Origin of the sequence: Sphingobium sp. LSP13-1-1.1, from assembly GCF_040676415.1 — a bacterium.
GTDB lineage: Bacteria > Pseudomonadota > Alphaproteobacteria > Sphingomonadales > Sphingomonadaceae > Sphingobium.
In genome coordinates, this window is record NZ_JBEGHU010000045.1 from 154,080 (window position 1) to 171,990 (window position 17,911).

A 17,911-nucleotide genomic window follows, 5' to 3' on the forward strand; every position below is an offset into this window, starting at 1 on the left:
GGCAGACATGCAGGCATCCCGATGACGCAGGTACGACTTTCCGATCACGTCTATGCCGGCATAGTCGAGATCATCAAGTCCGAGGGTCTGGAGGTCGGGGAACGCCTGCCCTCCGAATCGCGACTGGCGGAAATGTTCGGCGTGTCCCGCGCCATCGTGCGGGAGGCTTTGGTCAGGCTGGCGTCGGACGGCATCACCGAGGCGCGGCGAGGCGCCGGCTCCTTCGTCAAGAGCCGCCCGTCGGAGCGGCTGACCGCCTTCATGCCGCTCAGCGAATTGCCGACGACGCTCGGCAGCTATGAGGTGCGCTTCGTGCTGGAGGCAGAGGCGGCTCGGCTGGCGGCGACGCGCCGCACCGCGGCGGAGATGGCGCATGTCGATGAAGGCCTGGTCCGGCTGCGCGAAGCCCTTTTGTCGAGCGAGCCCGCCCATGTGGAGGACATGGACCTGCATCGCCGCATTGCCGAAGCGACCGGCAATCCCGCCTTCGTGATCGCCTTCGATGCGCTCTATGGCGATGTCGAGAAGATCATGCGGGCCGGCGTCGACATCTCCCGCTCGCGCCCGCCGGAGGTTATCGCGACCATGCTGCGCGAACATGAACTGATCGTCGACGCGATCCGCGCGCAGGATCCGGAGGGTGCGGCCCTCGCCATGCGATGGCATTTGTGGGAAGGACGCCGCCGGCTGATGCCGTAAGGGCGATCAGCGCAACCAGTCCAGCGCGATGTCGTGCAACGCCTCGGCGGGCGTGTCGGAGATCAGGATCATCGCGCCTTCGTCGGGCAAGGGCCGCTCCAGCGTGGCGAGCTGGCTGTCCAGCAGGCAGGCGGGCATATAATGGCCGGGTCGGTTGCCGAGGCGCGCCAGCAGCAGGTCGCGGCTGTTTTCCAGCAGGATGAAGCGGACAGGTGCCCCGATCCCGACGCGCAGCCTATCGCGATAGCTTCTGCGCAGCGCCGAACAGGCAAGGACCACTGCGCCGTTCGCGGCCATGGTTGCCGCTGCCGCCTGTCCCAGCCGGTCGAGCCAGGGCCAGCGGTCCTCGTCCGTCAGGGCACGTCCGCCCCGCATCTTCTCCACCGCATCGGCCGAATGGAAATCGTCGCCTTCCAGGAACGGGCAGCCGAGCGTTTGTGCCAGCAGCGCGCCCAGCGTCGACTTGCCGCAACCGCTGACGCCCATGACGATGACGACGAGCGGCGGGGCAGGGGCAATATCGGCGGATGAAGGCAAAATGGCGTCCCTAGCAGGCGGGCGGCGGCACGCCCTGGCGGACCGCCCCCTTGTCGCTGTTGCTATAGCTTTGCGGACAGAGGGATGAAAACTACGACCTTTGTCGCAAGTGCCAAGGCGCGCCACTGGCTCTAGCCATGGATCGAGGCGACAACCATCTTGGGAGAGAGCGATGATCCGACCGGCCATGATGGCGGCTCTGCTGGCGGCGACGGCCCTGGCCGGGGCGGAACAGGCGCACGCCGAACAGGACCACGCCGAACAGGGCCACGTCGAACAGGTCCGGGCGAAACAGGCATCCCCTGCCGGCCGATCGCTCTTCCCCATCGCTCCCGACGAACCCAATGCCGTCACCGTCAGGGCGAAGGGCGACGGCCGTGCCGATGACAGCGCCGCGATCCAGCAGGCGCTCGACAGGGCGCGGGACCAGACCGGCCATGGCATCGTTTTCCTGCCGTCCGGCGTCTATCGCATCACGCGCACGCTGGTGATCCCGGCGGGCGTGCGCGTTTATGGCGTGGGGCCGACGCGCCCCGTGATCCTGCTGGGCGCCAATACGCCTGGGTTCCAGCAGGGCGTGTCGACCATGATCGTCTTCGGCGGCGGCGACCAGTATAATGTCGGCCAGGTGCCCGTGCCGGTGCCCACCATCGTCCCGCGCGAAAAGGTGGTGCGCGACGCCAATTCAGGCACCTTCTATTCGTCGATGAGCAATGTCGACATAGAGATCGCGCCGGGCAATCCGGCGGCCGCGGGCGTTCGCTTTCGCATGGCGCAGCACGCCTTCCTCAGCCATATGGAATTTCGCCTCGGCACCGCCTTTGCGGGCGTCTATCAGGCCGGCAACGTCATGGACAATGTGCATTTCCAGGGCGGCCGTTATGGCATCGTGACGGAAAAGACCTCGCCCGCCTGGCAGTTCACCCTGCTCGATTCCACCTTTGACGGTCAGCGCGACGCCGCCATCCGGGAACATGAGGTGGACCTGACGCTGGTCAACGTCACAATTCGCAACACGCCGGTCGGGATCGATATCGACCGGGGTTATGGCGACAGCCTCTGGGGCAAGGATGTCCGCTTCGAAAATGTATCGAAGGCGGGTGTGGTCATTTCCAATGAGAAGAATGTCTTCACCCAGATCGGCTTCGAAAATGCGATCGCTGCAAACAGCCCGGTCTTCGCGCGCTTCCGCGACAGCGGGCAGGCGGTGAACGGCAAGGGCAAAGTCTATAAGGTAACCTCCTTCTCCTACGGTCTGGACGTGCCCGCGCTCGGCCAGATGGGTGCGTACGGCACGCAGGCGGAGGTGGAGGCGCTGCCCGCCATGCCAGCGCCCCGCGCGCCCGCCATCCGCGCGCTTCCTGAAATGGCGCAATGGGTCAATGTCCGCACGCTGGGTGCGATGGGCGACGGCAAGGCGGACGACACCGCCGCGATCCAGAAGGCGATCGACAGCCACCCCATCCTCTATTTCCCGACCGGCTTCTACAAGGTCACCGACCGGCTGAAACTGCGCCCGGACAGCGTGCTGATCGGCCTGCATCCGGCGATTACCCAGCTCTATATTCCGGACAACAACCCCGGACATGCCGGCCTGGGCGCAGTGCTGCCCCTGTTGGAAAGTCCCAAAGGCGGCGACAATATCCTCTCGGGCCTGGGCCTCTTCACCGGCCGGGTGAACCCGCGCGCCTCCGCGCTGCTGTGGCGATCGGGTGCGAACAGCCTGGTGGACGACGTCAAGATCATGGGCGGCGGCGGCACGCCGACGGCCGACGGCAGGATGCTCGGCACCCTGCGCGTCCACACGGGCGATCCCGTCACGGACGACCGGCTGGACGCGCAATATCCCAGCATCTGGGTCACGGACGGGGGCGGCGGAACCTTCGTCGATGTGTGGAGCCCCAACAGCTTCGCGCAGGCGGGCTTCTATGTCACCGACACCAGCACGTCCGGCCATGTCTATGAAATGTCGGTCGAACATCACGCCCGCAATGAATTCGTGCTCGACAATGTGCACAATTGGGAATTTCTCGCGCCCCAGACCGAGCAGGAAGTGGGCGACGGGCCAGACGCCATCTCGCTCGACATCCGCAATTCCAGCAAGCTGCTGTTCGCCAATTATCACGGCTATCGCGTGACGCGCACCTATGCGCCGGAGGAAAGCGCGGTGAAGCTCACCAATTCGGGCGACATCCGCTTCCGCAACGTCCACATCAACGCCGAAAGCGGCTATGCGACCTGTGACGAGGAGGGCTGCGGCACTTTCCTGCGCGCCAGCAAATATCCGTTCGACAATGCGATAGAGGATGTGACGCGCAAGCTCTTCGTGCGGGAAAGGGAGTTCGCCAGGCTGGACATCGGCCCGGCGGGGAGCACGATCCCCGCAACGCCGCCCGGCAAGATGAAGGTGGAGAAGCTGGAGGACGGCTTCTGGTCGATTTCCGGCGCCGCGGTGGACCCGCAGGGCGCACTCTATTTCATCGACCGCCGTTTCCAGCGCATCCACCGCTGGAGCGAGGACAAGGGGCTGGAGATCGTGCGCGACCATGCGCTCGATCCTGTGAACCTCGCCATCGACGCGTCGGGCCATGTGATGGTGCTGTCCTCCCTGGGATCGAAGGCGGGCGTCTATTCCTTTGATCCGGCGGGGCCGAAGGACGCCATGACGCTGATCCAGCCCACCCCGGTGCGCAGCGGCGGTGCGGCCAGAACCTTGCTGCCCGTCAACTGGTGGAACAATGGCGAGTTTCGCGACCAGTTCGACTTCATGACCAATCAGTTCACGACGCTGGCGGAGATGTTCGCGCGCGATGCCGGAACGCCCAAGGCGCAGGAATATCTGTCGCCCGACGGCAGCCTCTCGCTGCCCGCCTTCCGCACCTGGCAGCAGGGGCCGGTCGACCATACGGGCTGGCGCTGGTCCGACAGCCTCAACGCCTATGGTTTCGTTTCGGGCAAGTCGGGCGATCGCCTGTTCGTCACCAATGCATCGGAAAACATGACCTACAGCGGCACCGTCGGCGCGGGCGGCGCGCTGACCGACCTTCATCGCTTCGCCAATCGCGGCGGGGAAAGCGTGGCCGTGGACGGGCAGGGCCGCGTCTATGTCGCGAACGGGCAGATCTTCGTCTATGGCCCCGACGGCCAGGAAAGCGGCCGGATCGACGTGCCGGATCGTCCCTTGCAGATCCTGTTCGGGGGGCGGGACAAGCGCATGCTGTTCATCCTGACGCATCACGCCCTTTACGCCGCGAAGCCATGAAAAACGCCGTGCCACCCTGCCTACGACCTATGTCGTAAGTGCGGTCGAACGGGCCGGAGGATAAGCTTTGCAGGATCGCCGGCGGGGGCGCGGTCAGCCGGCAACAGGCGGACAGATAACATAGACAGAAGGCAGGGAAGGATCCATGAAAGTGAAGATCGCACATCGACATCTGACGGGCGCCAGCCTGGCCGTCATGGCCAGCATGGCGCTGGCCGGCATGGCGCAGGCCCAGGACGCGGCAGCGCCCCCGGCCCCCGCAGCCGCGCCCCAGGCGCAGACGGAAGATGCAGGCGCGCGCCGCAGCGCCGACATTGTCGTCACCGGATCGCGCATCACCACCAGCGGCTTCAACGCGCCGACGCCGACCACGGTGATTGGTGAGGAGCAGATCATCAACAATGCGCAGCCCAATGTCTTCAACACCATCGCGCAGCTCCCCTCGCTGCAGGGGTCGACCGGCGCGGCGACCGGCACCTTCAGCACGTCGAGCGGCCTGCAGGGCCTCAGCTCCTTCTCCCTGCGCGGCCTCCAGCCGATCCGCACCCTGACCCTGCTGGATGGCCAGCGCGTCGTCGGCGCGAACGTCACCGGCGTTCCCGACATCAGCATGTTCCCGCAGCTTCTGGTGAAGCGCGTCGACGTGGTGACGGGCGGCGCCTCCGCCTCCTATGGCTCCGACGCGGTCGGCGGTGTCGTCAACTTCATCACCGACACCCGGTTCGAAGGCTTCAAGGGCAATATCCTTGGCAGCATCACGAAATATGGCGACGATGAAACCGCGCTGGTGCAGGCGGCCTGGGGCAAATCCTTCCTCGACGATCGTCTGCATGTCGTGGTGAGCGGCGAATATGACCATGAAGGGGGCGTGGGCGCCGGCAATTTCGGCACGGACCTTGCCGGCAGCCGCGACTGGTACCGCGCGACCACGCTGATGAACACCGGCCAGGCCAATAACGGCCTGCCGCAGTTCAATTATCGCGATTATGCGCAGCCCTATCAATATGCGCTGTACGGCCTGATCAACAACGGCCCGTTGCAGGGCATAGCCTTCGACCGGAACGGCATGCCCTATAATTTCAACTATGGATCGGGTGGCCAGCCCCTGGGCAATGGGCAGGTCAGCAATTGCTTCCGCGGCAACAGCTTTTGCGAGGGCGGGGACCTGTCGGGTGCGCCGGGGTCGGGCGCTTCGCTGAAATCGGCGCTGCAACGCATCAATGGCTATACCCGCATCGGTTACGACTTTGCCGACGACAATGAAGCCTATGTGACGGTCAATGTCGCGCAGGTGAAGACCAGCAACCAGCCAAGCCCCGGCTATAACCGGCCCAGCCTGACTGTGCAGTGCGCCAATCCCTTCCTGCCGCAACTGGTGCGTGACCGCTGCGCCACGGCGGGCATCACGGAATTCGGCTTCGGCTCCAGCAACGGCGCCTTCCCGGACCCCAATGTCCATACCGACCGCAGGCAATATCGCTTCGTCGGCGGCCTGAAGGGCAAGGTCGGCGTCGGCGGGACGGACTGGAATTACGACGCCTATTATGAACATGGCATCACCATCTCCGACATCCGGGTGCGCGATATCGTCCTCCAGAACCGCTATGTCGCCGCGACCAACGCCATCACGCTCAACGGCGCCATCGTCTGCGCCGATCCGGCGGCGCGGGCGGCCGGTTGCCAGCCGATCAACATCTTCGGCGGCTTCACCCCGTCGGACGCCGCGCTCGCCTATGTCGCGCCCCATGAGAACGGACCGTTCCAGCATACGAAGCTGACGCAGGACGTCGCCAGCCTGAACTTTTCGGGCAACCCCTTCGAACTGTGGGCCGGACCCGTCTCGGTCGCGTTCGGCGGCGAATATCGCCGCGAATTCTACCGCGTGAACGCCGATCCCTATGGCGCGGGCGTATCGCCGCTCAGCCCGAACAGCGCCGAATATCCCGCGGACCCGCTGCTCAACTCGACGCTGGGCAGCAACTGGGCAGCCGGCAACTACAAAAATGGTCGCGGCAAATATGAAGTGTGGGAAGGCTATGTCGAAGTCGACCTGCCGCTGATCAACAGCGACGCCATGGGTCGCGCGAACCTGAACGGCGCGGCCCGCGTCACCAACTACAGCACGTCGGGCACGGTCTGGACGTGGAAGGTCGGCGGCACATGGGACACGCCGCTCGACGGCATCCGCCTGCGCGCGGTGACCTCGCGGGACGTGCGCGCGCCGAACCTGTCGGAACTGTTCGCGGCGCCCACGGTGACGACGCTGCCCAACTTCAACGACCCGTTCCGCAACCAGGCGGTGCAGGTGTTCCAGAACACGATCGGCAACACCAATCTGAAGCCCGAAGTGGCGCGCAACACCGAACTGGGCATCGTGCTCGCGCGGCCGTCCTGGCTGCCGGGCCTCAGCCTGTCCTTCGACTATTATGATATCAAGCTGAAAGGCGTCGTCTCTTCCCTGTCCGCGGACCAGATCGTCCGCTTCTGCTTCGAGGGCAACCAGGCCTTTTGCGGCGGTTTCCAGCTTGATGGGCCGCAGGGCACCAACTTCGTCAATGTCCAGCCCTTCAACCTCGCCTCCTGGAAGACCAGCGGCTTCGACATAGAGGCAAGCTATCAGTGGCAACAGCCGCTGGGCCTGCCGGGCACCTTCACCATCCGGGCGCTGGGCACGCACATCCGCAAGTTCATCGTCAATGCGGGCATTGCGGGCGTTGATCCGGTCGATCAGGCAGGCGCCAACAACGGCGCGACGCCGGACTGGAAATGGCTGGCGGTGCAGACCTATGACAGCGGCCGGTTCAGCTTCACGGTGCAGGAACGCTGGATCAGCGACGGCACCTTCGGCAACCAATATGTGGTGTGCCAGTCGTCCTGCCCGGCCTCGACCGCCAACCACCCGACCATCGACTATAACAGGATGAAGGGCGCCTTCTACGTCGACATCGGCGCAACCTTCAAATTCGGCGACAATCTGTCGATCTACGGCAAGGTGGACAATCTCTTCGACAAGGATCCGGTGGCCGCTCCGCAGACCAACACCGGGCTGGACATCAACCCCGCGCTCTACGACACGCTGGGCCGCATCTACCGCGCGGGGGTTCGCTTCAACTTCTGACCTGCCACTCTCTCCCCCACCTCGTCCCGGCCTTCACCGGCCGGGACTTCTTTGTAACCGGAGTATGTCGATGGTTCGTGGATTGAGCGGGGCCTGCGCGGCGGCGCTGCTGTTGCTGGCGGCGCAGGAGCCTGCTCTCGCTTCGTCCTCTGTCTATACGCGCGCGCCCGACGAGCCGCGCGCCATTACCGTCAAGGCTGTGGGCGACGGCCGGGCGGACGACAGCGCGGCGATCCAGCGCGCCATCGACGCGGCGGCGGAAAAGGGCGGCGGCATCGTCTTCCTGCCGGCCGGCACCTACCGGATCAGCCGGACCATCTTCCTCTGGTCCGGTGTCCGCATCTTCGGCATCGGGGAAAAGCGCCCCGTCATCCTGCTCGGCAGGAGCACGCCGGGCTTTCAGCGCGGCGTCGCCCATATGCTGATGTTCACCGCCAACAGGCGCCAGACCGACGGGGATACCCCGCCTATTGCCTTCCCCCCGGCGGGCAGCGTTCCGTTCAACAGGAATATCGCGGACGCCAATTCCGGCACCTTCTATTCCGCGCTCGGCAATATCGACTTCCGCATCATGGACGGCAATCCGGCTGCCACCGCGATCCGCTTTCATTCCGCCCAGCACAGCTTCGTCAGCCATGCCGATTTCGACATCGGCTCGGGCCTTGCCGGCCTCTACCATGTCGCCAATGAAGCGGAAGACCTGCATTTCAGGGGCGGTCGCTACGGCATCCTCGCGGAAAAGTCGTCTCCCGCCTGGGGCTTCGCGCTGGTCGACGCCACGTTCGAGGGGCAGCGCGACGCCGCTATTCGCGAACATGAGGCCGGGCTGACGATGGTCAATGTCGCCTTCCGCAACGTGCCGGTCGGCATAGAGATCGACCGGGGCTATGGCGATTGGCTCTGGGGCCAGGACCTGCGGTTCGAAAATGTGGCGAAGGCAGGCATCGTCATCTCGAACGAAAAGAATGTCTATACCCAGATCGGTTTTCAGAACGTGCTGGCCGCCAACATGCCCGTCTTCGCCCGCTTCCGGGAAAGCGGCCGCACCATCGCGGGCAAGGGGCCGGATTACAAGGTCGCCTCCTTCACCCACGGCATGACGCTGCCGGGGGTCGGACAAATGGGCGCCTACCGGACGGACATGCAGGCGGAGGCCATGGGCGCCCTGCCGGCCCTGCCGGCTCCCGCCATCCGTCCCTTGCCGCCCGTGTCGGAATGGGTGAGCGTCCGCGCGCTCGGCGCCAAAGGGGATGACAAGACCGACGACACCGCCGCCATTCAGAAGGCGATCGACAGTCACCGCGTCGTCTATCTGCCCGCCGGCTTCTATCATGTCAGCGACACGCTGCGTCTGCGCCCCGATACGGTGCTGCTGGGCCTGCACCCCAGCCTGACGCAGATCGTGCTGCCCGACGGCGCGCCCGCCTGGTCAGGAGTGGGCGCGCCCAAGGCGCTGGTGGAAAGCGCGCAGGGCGGCGACGCCATCGTCGCGGGGCTTGGCCTCAACACCAACGGCGCCAATCCCCGCGCCACGGCGCTGTTGTGGAAGGCCGGCGCCCGTTCCATGGTCAATGATGTCAAATTCCAGGGCGGCCATGGCACCGACCGCTTCGACGGCAGCCGGGTCGATCCCTACAACAACAATGCGACCGGCGATCCCGACGCCGCCCGCCGCTGGGCCGGCCAATATGCCAGCCTCTGGGTCACGCAGGGCGGCGGGGGAACTTTCGCCAATATCTGGAGCCCCAGCACCTTCGGCCATCCGGGCATCCTGATTTCCGACACGGACACGCCCGGCCGCCTCATCCAGGTATCGGTCGAACATCATGTCCGCACCGAAATCGGCCTGAACCGCGTCGCCAACTGGGAACTGCTCGCCCCCCAGACGGAGGGCGAAGCGGGGGAGAGCGGCGATGCCGTGGCGCTGGAGATCAGGGATTCGCGCAACATATTGGTCGCCAATTTCCACGGCTATCGCGTCACCCGCACCCGGGAGCCCGCACCCGCCGCCGTCACCCTCTACAATTCCCATGACATCCGTTTCCGCAATGTCCATGTGAACGGCGAAAGCGGCCTTGGCACCTGCGATGAAAATGGCTGCGCGACCTTCCTGCGGCTCACCAAATTCCCGTTCGAAAACGCCATTCGCGACGTGACCCACGGGCTCGAGGTGCGTGAACGGGAATTCGCCGTGCTGGATGTGCCCGCCCGACCGGCGCCGGTGAAGTCCGCCAATTTCCTGGGTGGAAATGTGGAGAAGCTGGCCGACGGCTTCCATTCGGCAGGCGGCGGCGCGGTGGACGCGCAGGGGCGGCTCTATTTCATCGATCGCCGGTTCCAGCGCATCTGGCGCTGGTCGGACGCGGGCAGGCTGGAGATGGTGCGCGACGCCTCCCTTGATCCGGTCAACCTCAGCATCGACCGTTCCGGCAATCTGCTCGTCCTCTCCTCCTACGGACGCAACGGCACGGTCTACAGCGTCAGGCCCGGCGCGCCCGACAGCGAGATCAGCGTCATTCCGGCAACGCCCGTCGCCGCCCGCCCGGCCAGAAGGACGGTGCTGCCGGTCAACTGGTGGAACAATGGCGAATTCCGCGACCAGATCGATCCCCAAAGCTACGCGTTCACGACGCTGGCGGAGATGTTCGCGCGCGACATGGCATTGCCCAAGGCGAGCGAATATGTCTCCCCGGACGGCAGCATCTCCCTGCCGGCCTTCCGCACCTTCGCGCAGGGTCCGACCGACCATCGCGGTCTGCGCTTCTCCGATTCGCTCGACAGCTACGGCTTCATCCAGGGAGAGCCGGGCCAGCGCGTCTTCCTGACCAATGGTTCGGAAAACCGCACCTATAGCGGCCTGCTGGGCGCGAGCGGCGCGATCACCGACCTCCGGCCCTTCGCGGATCGCGGAGGGGAGGGCGTCGCGGTGGATGCGCAGGGGCGGGTCTATGTCGCCAATGGGCAGGTCTTCGTCTATGCCCCCGACGGTAAGGAGATCGGCCGCATCGATGTGCCCGAACGGCCCCTGCAACTTCTCTTCGGCGGGGAAGGGGGTAGAACCCTCTTCATCCTCTCGCACCATGGCCTGTACGCGGCAAGGCCGGGGCGCGATCGGTAAGAGCGATTTCCAAGCGATCGGAACCGATCGCTGGTCAAGAAATCGCGGCAAACAAGCAACCCGCTCTATGTTTTTGATGGCGCATCGTTTTTGCGCAAAACCGGTTCCCACTTTTGCGCACGATGCTCTAAGGTCCGCGACGCCGCCCAGGACGGGATCGGTCAGCCTCGCTTTTCCGCCATCCGCGTGCGTGCGCCCCAGCCCAGCAATACGCCGCTCAATATCAGCGCCATGCCAACCAGATGATAGGCGAACAGCGGTTCCCCCAGGATCATCGCGGCCAGGACGGCGCCCAGCAGCGGCATCAGGCTGATCGCCTGTCCGGCCGCGCCGGGCCCCACATGGCTGACCGCCGCATTGAACGACATATAGGCGAGGATGGAGGGAAAGATCGCGACATAGGCTATGGCGGCGACCATGTGTGTGTTCCAGTGCATCTGCGCGATCGCCTGCGCTTCGCTCAGGGCGCCGACACCCATTGCCAGCGCGCCGATGGCGAAGGTCACGAACAGGAAGACTAGCGGATCGATGGGTGGGCGCAGGCGGAGGGACGCGGTGTAGATCCCCCATGAGGCGCAGCCGCACAGCACCAGAAAGTCCCCCATGCCCAATCGCAGCCGCAGGATTTCGGACAGCTCGCCCCGGAACACGATGAACGTCACGCCCAACGTCGACAATGCGATGCCGGCGACCTGGCGCCAGGGCGCCTTGTCGCCGAAAACAACGCTGCCGACGATGACCACCAATGTCGGGATTAATCCCTGCAGCAACATGCTGTTCGCCGCGGTCGTGTAGCGCAGCCCCGAATAGAGGAAGCCGTTGAACGCAGCGACGCCGGCCAGGCCGAGGAGCAGGATCGCGCCCCAATGGCGGCGGATCAGCGCGCGCTGGGCGACGGCCCGGCGCCACGCGAACGGGGCCAGGATCAGGAGCGCCAGCGTCCAGCGGCTGAAGGCCAGCATCAGCGGTGGAATCTCGCCCCGTACCGCCCGTCCGACTATCACATTGCCCGCCCAGAAGGTCATGGTCATGCCCAGCATGGCATAGGCCCGTACCTGCAAGTTCAAAACCGGTCGCCTTTTCACTTCGCTTTCGTCGGCCGCTCCTTAGACGCGGGACGGCCGCGTTGCCAGCCTGCTCTCATCGTCCCTCTGCCGCCACCGGCCTGGGCTGAATGGGGCGGCGACGCTAGGCGATTTCGATCTGGATGTTGTGGCTATGCTGCCCGATTGGCCGGGGTCGATATGGCCTACCCCTCGGGCAGTCGACATCAGCGTCAGAGTTGTTGCTGGCGGCTGTCCGGGCGGGCATATGCAGGGGGATATTGTTCGGGGGACGTTGTGATGGCTGATGGCCAATCATTCATTGATTACTACAGTGTCTTGCAGGTCAGCCCGAACTGCGATGCGCGCAGGCTGGAGGCCGCCTATCGCCTGCTTGCGAAGATGTACCATCCCGATCATGCGGAAACCGCCGACGTCACGAAGTTCAACGACGTGGTTGCCGCATACAAGGCGCTCAGAAACCCGGAGCAACGCGCGCAATACGACCTCCTCTACTCGGCCAGGACAGGCTTTCGGTTTCAGGCGGAAGATGAAGGGGATGGCGAACAATCGGCTTATGACGACGCGGACGCCCACTCCAAAATTCTGCTGTTCCTGTACAAGAGGAGAAGGGAGAATGCGCAGGATGCCGGCGTGGGGCGCTATTATGTTCAAAAGATGCTCGGCTGTTCAGATGCGCATTTTGAATTCCATCTCTGGTATTTGAAGGCGAAGGGCCTCATCGAAATTACCGAGCATGGGACATTGGCGATCACCATTGAGGGCGTGGATCACGTGATTGCCATGTCTCAGACGGTGATGCGGGAAAAATTGCTGATCGGGCGGACGATCGACCCCTGAAGGCGATTCCAGCCATCGGCCCGAAGCCGTGCACCGGTGGTTTCGGGAAGCATGATTGTTCAGCTGCGACGAACCGACTCCCGCTCACGTCCCGCATGCGCTAAACATGGATCAGTTCGCCGGCGACTGGCGATCCTTTGTCGGAGCGTTCATGGCAGTCGAGATCGAACGGAAATTCCTGGTCGTGAGCGATGCATGGCGAAGGATGGCGGATGCCGGGCGGCCCCTGCGCCAGGGTTATGTCTCGCATGAAGGGCATGCCAGCGTCCGCGTCCGCCTGTCGGGGGACCAGGCATGGCTCACCGTGAAGAGCGCCCGTGCGGGCATGGTCAGGGACGAATTCGAATATGCGATACCGGCTGCGGATGCGGCGGACATGCTCGACCGGCTCTGCACCGATACGCTGATCAGGAAAACGCGTTACCGCGTGCCGCATGACGGCAAGATCTGGGAAGTCGACGTCTTTGCGGGGGCAGCTGAGGGACTGGTGCTGGCAGAGGTCGAGATGCGATCCCTGGACGAACGGTTCGACCTGCCCGATTGGGTGGGGGAGGAGGTGACCGACGACCTGCGTTTCCGCAACTCCGCCATTGCACTCATGCGGGGTTTCGAAGCGGCGGTTTGATCGCGGGATTTTGCCGCAACGGCATATCGGTCAGGGGCGCAGATCGATCGCCGGCTTCTCTGCGTCGGGCAGACCAGCGCCCATGATCCGCGCCAGCGTCGGGGCGATGGCGCGCATGTCGACCTGCCCCAGTTTCCGACCGGCGGGAATGCCCTCACCCATCAGCAGGAAGGTTGACTGCAGATGGGCTGGTCCCGGAAAATAGCCGTGCATGCCCTTGATCGGGGCAGGCGCGACCAGCGGCGCGGCAGGCCCGCGGAAGATGTCGGTCACGAAGTCAGGCTGGAGATCGACATAGAAGGCCGCCAGCGGATTGCCGCCCATCTGCGCGATCTGTGCGCGGTCGGCGATGCGCGCAATGCCATAAGCGGGGTCGGCCGCCAGCCTGTCGAGCAGCGCCCTGACCCGCGCGGCGAGCGCCCTGTCATCCGGCCGGGCCAGCATGATCGCGGCCGATCCGCCGGATATCCAGGGCATGGCCAGCCAGGAGGCGACCTTGCCGTCCTGCCCCAGCGTGATCAGCTTTTCGTCGATGAAGGGACGGAACAGGTTGACGGCGCTGTGCGTGGTCTCGAACCCGTGGTCGCTGACCAGCGCGATCACCGCATCGGGATGTGCCTTGCGTTCCGCGGCAACCAGTTGGCCGACGATCCCGTCGATCTGTTCCAGCACAGCATGGGCTTCCGGCGTGTCCGGACCCTTTGCGTGCTGCTCATGGTCAAGCGCGGTCAGATAAACGGTCAGGAAATCCGGCCGATGCGCTTCGATCAGCGCAGTGGCAAAGCGGCCGCGATTTTCATCGCCCGCCAGGCTTTCGTCTATCCCCATGGCATAGGATGTGCCGGTGGCGCGTTCCAGTTCTGCTCGCAGCCCGGGCGTTGCCAAAGCATCCAGCAGCTTGACGTCATCGGCATGGCCGGTGCGCCAGATTTGCGGCAGGTTCCAGGTCACGCCCTTCGCCGCGACGCTGACCGGCCAATGGACATTGCCGGTGGTGAGACCCGCTTTGCTTGCCTCTTCCCACAGGGTCGGCACCTGGATATCGGAAGCATACCAGGTCCAGCCGCCCTGGTTGATCCCGGTGGGATCAAAGCTGTTGTTGGCCGTGATCCCGTGCCGCGCAGGCGCCACGCCGGTGATCAATGTCGTATGGCTTGGATAGGTCAGGGTGGGCAGCACCCCGGTCACTCCGGAGGTGTATGCGCCCTCCCGAACGAAGCGGCGCAGATTGGGGATGGCAAGGCCGCGCTTGTCTGCCTCCAGCACGTCGCCGGGGCGCAGCCCATCGATGGAGATGAGCAGGACCGGGTTCGCCATGGCCGCTCCCGGAAGAGCGGCGAGGGCGGCCAGCAGCAGCGCGACCTTGTTCATCGCCTTAGAACCCGGCCTTCAAGGTGGCGAAGAATTGCGCGGGGGCCCCGACCAGCAGGGTCTGGGCGTCGCCGCTATTGCCGAAGCCGCCCGAACCGATCGTGCCGATATAGCGCTTGTCGAGCAGGTTGGTGGCGTTGAGCTGCAACTCCAGATTCTGGTTGAAGCGATAGCCGACGCTGGCATCCACGATCATCCGGCCCGGTACCGATTGATCATTGGTGTAGGTATAATAGCGGCGCGACATATAGTTGACGCCGATCCGCCCGAACGCGCCCTCATGGTCGTAGCTGATCTCGGCCCGGGCGATATGCTTGGGGCTGTCGACCACAGTCTTGCCCTTGATCGGCGTGACGGTGCCGCTGGCGTCAACCACATCGTCGCGATAGGTCGAATCCGTGTAGCTGTAGGAACCATAGAGGCTGAAACCGCGGCCGAGCGTCAGCGTGCCTGCCGCTTCCACGCCGATTGCGCGGACATTACCGACATTCTGAAGGGCGGATGCGAAGCCCTGAATGGGGCTGCCGACCTGCACCGCGAGGAGACGGTTGCGGAAGTTGACCAGATATGCGCCAATCACGCCGTTGAAGATGCCGTCATGATGACGCAGGCCCAGTTCATAGGTGTCCGACGCTTCGGGTTTCAGGCTGCCCTTGATCGCGTCGAAGCCGGCCTGGCTGGTCGAGAAGGGGCCGGTCGTCGTCGCGCTGGCGAAGGCGCGGGTCGCCTGGGTGAACCCGCCGAAAACTTCCGTCTGCGGGGACAGTTCCACCGCGAAACCGGCATGCGGCTGGAACCAGTCCTCCGCCTTGATGCGCCCCTCCGGGAAGCTGGCCTTGACGACGGCATCGGCTTCGTTCGTGACCTTGAAGCCTTTCCACCCCAGGTTGATCTTCACCATGCCAAGGTCGATCTTGTCCTGGACATAATATTGGGCGGTGTCGGTGGTGAAGTCGAATTCCCACTGCGTTGCAAAGGGATTTGTCGGATAGTCGCGGAAGCTGAGGCCCGGCTCGGTCCGGCTGGCGAACGCATAGAAACGGCGGGCCTGGTTGAACCTGTTGTTCTCATACCAACCCCCGATGGTGAAATTCTGTATGCCCAGCGCGACGTCGACGCTGCCGAAGACGCCGATCCGGTCCATCTCATATTCGGTGGTGCGAACCGACATCGGCACGCCATTGGGACTGGGCACATAGGGCGTCGCCCACAGGCCCATGCCCTTGTTGTGGTGGTAATAGCCCTTGAGCTTGAAGCTGGCCTGTTCGCCCAAGGGTGCGGCGATGCCGACCGCGCCCAGCCAGTCCTTGCGCAGGCCGGCGGCATCATAATAGGCGTCGTCCGCGCTGGTAACGTTGCCGGGATAGACCTGGCCCGTGGCGACCAGCGCGCCGCTATAGTCGTAGCGCCCATCGGGGAAGGGCGACCCGCCGCTGTTGCTGACCCGGTCCACGTCGTTGAGGCGGCTGGCATAATCGATCGCGCGGGCATAGTCGGGATAGGTGTTGTCCCAATTCCAGCCGAGCCGGCGGATCATGGACATCGACATGTCCTGATAATCCTGTTCACGCCGGTCGGAATAGCTGAGCCAACCGTCGACCGTCACGTCACCGACCGGGATCACGACCTTGGCATTGCCCATATGCTGGTCCTGCGTGCCATTGCCCTTATATTTGTCGGTCGAACCATAGGCATAAGAGGCATAGCCGCGGATGCCGTCGCGGCGGCCCAGCGCCAGGCGGGCGAAGGCGCGCCAGGTTTCATTGCTGCCATAGGTAAGGTTGCCCTGGCCAGCCAGCGCGCCGCCGCTCAGATAATCGGCCGGATCGGCGGAGAAGGTTTCCACAGTGCCGCCCAGCGCATTGGTCGCCTGGGTGCCGATGGAGCCGGCCCCCTGCGAAACGCGCACATTGCCGATATTTTCAGAACTGATGGCGCGGGTGATGTGCAGGCCATTATGGTTGCCATAGCTCATGTCGCCCAGCGGAATGCCGTCGAAGGTGAAGCCGAGCTGATTCTGGTTGAAGCTGCGGATGGTGACGCGCTGCGACCATTCATAATTGCCGAACGGATCAGCCGACTGGAAATTGACGCTGGGCAGCTTTTCGATGGCCTTCAGCGGGTTGGTGCCGGGCGTCAGCGTGACGATGTCCTGCGCCTGGATTTCCTGAACCTGACGGGTTTCGCCCCGGCCGAAGACGATGATGTTCGCATCTTCGGCTGCTGCTTCCGCCGCTGATGGCGCAGGCGCGGTTTCCTGCGCGAAGGCTGGCATGGCGATCATGGCCGTGGAGGCCATCAGCAAGGTTGTGGTGATACGCATGTGAACTTCCCCTTTTTCCGCAATCGTGGATTGGGGGGCGCCCTAGCGGCTCAATGTTGCACTGCGATGTGGAGTGTTTGACGGGAGGGAGACGTTTCCGTGACGGTGCTGTCACAATGCCGGTGCATGCATGGCCCGGCAGTGACGGCGTGAATTTCCCTAACCCTCGCGAGCGACCTGGAACCCGGCAAAGGACTGGGTGACCGGCATGAGTTCGATGCGATTGAGATTGATGTGGGGCGGCTGGCTGGCGACCCAGAACAGGGTTTCGGCGATATCCTCCGCCGTCATCGGATTGGCGGCCCCATAGAGCGCGTCCGAAGCCGCCTGGCTGCCGGTGCGGACCAGGGTGAATTCGGTTTCGACCATGCCCGGCTCGATCGACGTCACGCGCACGCCGGTGCCATGCAGGTCAGACCGCAGCCCCAGAGAAAACTGGCTGACGAACGCCTTGGTGCCGCCATAGACATTGCCGCCCGTATAGGGATAGGTCGCCGCGACCGAGCTGATGTTGATGATCACTCCCCTGCGCGCGATCAGGCGGGGCAACAGCTTGTGGGTGATGGTGACCAGGCTGGTGACATTGGTGTCGATCATCTGGCGCCATTGGTCGAGATCGGCCTGTTGTGCGGGCGCCGTACCCAGCGCCAGTCCGGCATTGTTGATCAACAGGTCGACATCGGCAAAGTCTGTGGGCAGTTCGGCCAGGGCGGCGTCGATGGCGCCTTCGTCGCGCATGTCGAAGCTGATCGCATGCACCTTGTCCGCGCCCAGTTCCCCGACCAACGCCTCCAGCCGTTCGGCGCGGCGGCCAGTGACGACCACCTTCCATCCGGCAGCGACAAAGCGCCGCGCGGACGCGGCACCGATGCCAGCGGTTGCTCCGGTGATCAGCGCCGTTCCTGCCATGCTTCATTCCATCCTGTCAGCCAATGACGGGGGATGTAAGCCGAT

The 17,911-nt window shown here is 64.4% G+C and carries 11 protein-coding genes; 6 read left to right on the forward strand and 5 right to left on the reverse strand.

Features of this window, described 5'->3' with window-relative positions:
• The first annotated feature begins 21 nt into the window (after positions 1–21).
• Complete coding sequence (locus MRBLSP13_RS17965; RefSeq protein WP_363737316.1) at positions 22–699, forward strand: FadR/GntR family transcriptional regulator; 678 nt, start codon at positions 22–24, stop codon at positions 697–699.
• 6 nt (positions 700–705) lie between these two features.
• On the opposite strand, the gene MRBLSP13_RS17970 is transcribed toward MRBLSP13_RS17965, so the two are convergent.
• The gene (locus MRBLSP13_RS17970) at positions 706–1,236 is read right to left on the reverse strand and encodes a gluconokinase (protein ID WP_414714730.1); all 531 of its coding nucleotides are present in this window, start codon (positions 1,234–1,236) and stop codon (positions 706–708) included.
• Positions 1,237–1,408: 172 nt separating this feature from the next.
• Between MRBLSP13_RS17970 and MRBLSP13_RS17975 the strand changes: the two genes are divergently transcribed.
• The 3 genes from MRBLSP13_RS17975 to MRBLSP13_RS17985 all read left to right on the forward strand — a co-directional run bounded on the left by MRBLSP13_RS17975 (position 1,409) and on the right by MRBLSP13_RS17985 (position 10,734).
• Positions 1,409–4,498, forward strand: a complete 3,090-nt coding sequence (locus MRBLSP13_RS17975) for a glycosyl hydrolase family 28-related protein (RefSeq protein ID WP_363737315.1) — start codon at positions 1,409–1,411, stop codon at positions 4,496–4,498.
• Positions 4,499–4,643: 145 nt separating this feature from the next.
• Positions 4,644–7,616 (forward strand): TonB-dependent receptor plug domain-containing protein, encoded by a 2,973-nt coding sequence (locus MRBLSP13_RS17980; RefSeq protein ID WP_363737314.1) that lies wholly within the window; start codon positions 4,644–4,646, stop codon positions 7,614–7,616.
• Between the two features lie 70 nt (positions 7,617–7,686).
• Positions 7,687–10,734: a glycosyl hydrolase family 28-related protein gene (locus MRBLSP13_RS17985; protein ID WP_363755912.1), complete on the forward strand. Its 3,048-nt coding sequence runs from the start codon at positions 7,687–7,689 to the stop codon at positions 10,732–10,734.
• Between the two features lie 161 nt (positions 10,735–10,895).
• On the opposite strand, the gene MRBLSP13_RS17990 is transcribed toward MRBLSP13_RS17985, so the two are convergent.
• Positions 10,896–11,801 (reverse strand): DMT family transporter, encoded by a 906-nt coding sequence (locus tag MRBLSP13_RS17990; protein ID WP_363755914.1) that lies wholly within the window; start codon positions 11,799–11,801, stop codon positions 10,896–10,898.
• A 276-nt stretch (positions 11,802–12,077) separates the two neighbouring features.
• Between MRBLSP13_RS17990 and MRBLSP13_RS17995 the strand changes: the two genes are divergently transcribed.
• Both MRBLSP13_RS17995 and MRBLSP13_RS18000 read left to right on the forward strand, forming a co-directional pair.
• The gene (locus MRBLSP13_RS17995; RefSeq protein WP_363737311.1) at positions 12,078–12,638 is read left to right on the forward strand and encodes a DnaJ domain-containing protein; all 561 of its coding nucleotides are present in this window, start codon (positions 12,078–12,080) and stop codon (positions 12,636–12,638) included.
• Positions 12,639–12,744: 106 nt separating this feature from the next.
• Entirely contained in the window at positions 12,745–13,263 is a 519-nt protein-coding gene (locus MRBLSP13_RS18000; protein WP_363737310.1) for a CYTH domain-containing protein, read from the forward strand.
• A 30-nt stretch (positions 13,264–13,293) separates the two neighbouring features.
• Here MRBLSP13_RS18000 and MRBLSP13_RS18005 read toward each other — a convergent pair whose 3' ends face one another.
• The 3 genes from MRBLSP13_RS18005 to MRBLSP13_RS18015 all read right to left on the reverse strand — a co-directional run bounded on the left by MRBLSP13_RS18005 (position 13,294) and on the right by MRBLSP13_RS18015 (position 17,866).
• Positions 13,294–14,634: an alkaline phosphatase family protein gene (locus tag MRBLSP13_RS18005; RefSeq protein ID WP_363737309.1), complete on the reverse strand. Its 1,341-nt coding sequence runs from the start codon at positions 14,632–14,634 to the stop codon at positions 13,294–13,296.
• Positions 14,635–14,638: 4 nt separating this feature from the next.
• Positions 14,639–16,957, reverse strand: a complete 2,319-nt coding sequence (locus MRBLSP13_RS18010) for a TonB-dependent receptor (protein WP_363737308.1) — start codon at positions 16,955–16,957, stop codon at positions 14,639–14,641.
• A gap of 159 nt (positions 16,958–17,116) precedes the next feature.
• The gene (locus MRBLSP13_RS18015) at positions 17,117–17,866 is read right to left on the reverse strand and encodes an SDR family NAD(P)-dependent oxidoreductase (protein WP_363737307.1); all 750 of its coding nucleotides are present in this window, start codon (positions 17,864–17,866) and stop codon (positions 17,117–17,119) included.
• Positions 17,867–17,911: the final 45 nt, after the last annotated feature.

Coding starts and splice junctions, on each gene's coding strand:
- MRBLSP13_RS17975 (WP_363737315.1), top strand. CDS start 1,409: ATGATCCGACCGGCCATGATGGCGGCTCTGCTGGCGGCGACGGCCCTG.
- MRBLSP13_RS17980 (WP_363737314.1), top strand. CDS start 4,644: ATGAAAGTGAAGATCGCACATCGACATCTGACGGGCGCCAGCCTGGCC.
- MRBLSP13_RS17995 (WP_363737311.1), top strand. CDS start 12,078: ATGGCTGATGGCCAATCATTCATTGATTACTACAGTGTCTTGCAGGTC.
- MRBLSP13_RS17965 (WP_363737316.1), top strand. CDS start 22: ATGACGCAGGTACGACTTTCCGATCACGTCTATGCCGGCATAGTCGAG.
- MRBLSP13_RS18005 (WP_363737309.1), bottom strand. CDS start 14,634: ATGAACAAGGTCGCGCTGCTGCTGGCCGCCCTCGCCGCTCTTCCGGGA.
- MRBLSP13_RS18015 (WP_363737307.1), bottom strand. CDS start 17,866: ATGGCAGGAACGGCGCTGATCACCGGAGCAACCGCTGGCATCGGTGCC.
- MRBLSP13_RS18000 (WP_363737310.1), top strand. CDS start 12,745: ATGGATCAGTTCGCCGGCGACTGGCGATCCTTTGTCGGAGCGTTCATG.
- MRBLSP13_RS18010 (WP_363737308.1), bottom strand. CDS start 16,957: ATGCGTATCACCACAACCTTGCTGATGGCCTCCACGGCCATGATCGCC.
- MRBLSP13_RS17985 (WP_363755912.1), top strand. CDS start 7,687: ATGGTTCGTGGATTGAGCGGGGCCTGCGCGGCGGCGCTGCTGTTGCTG.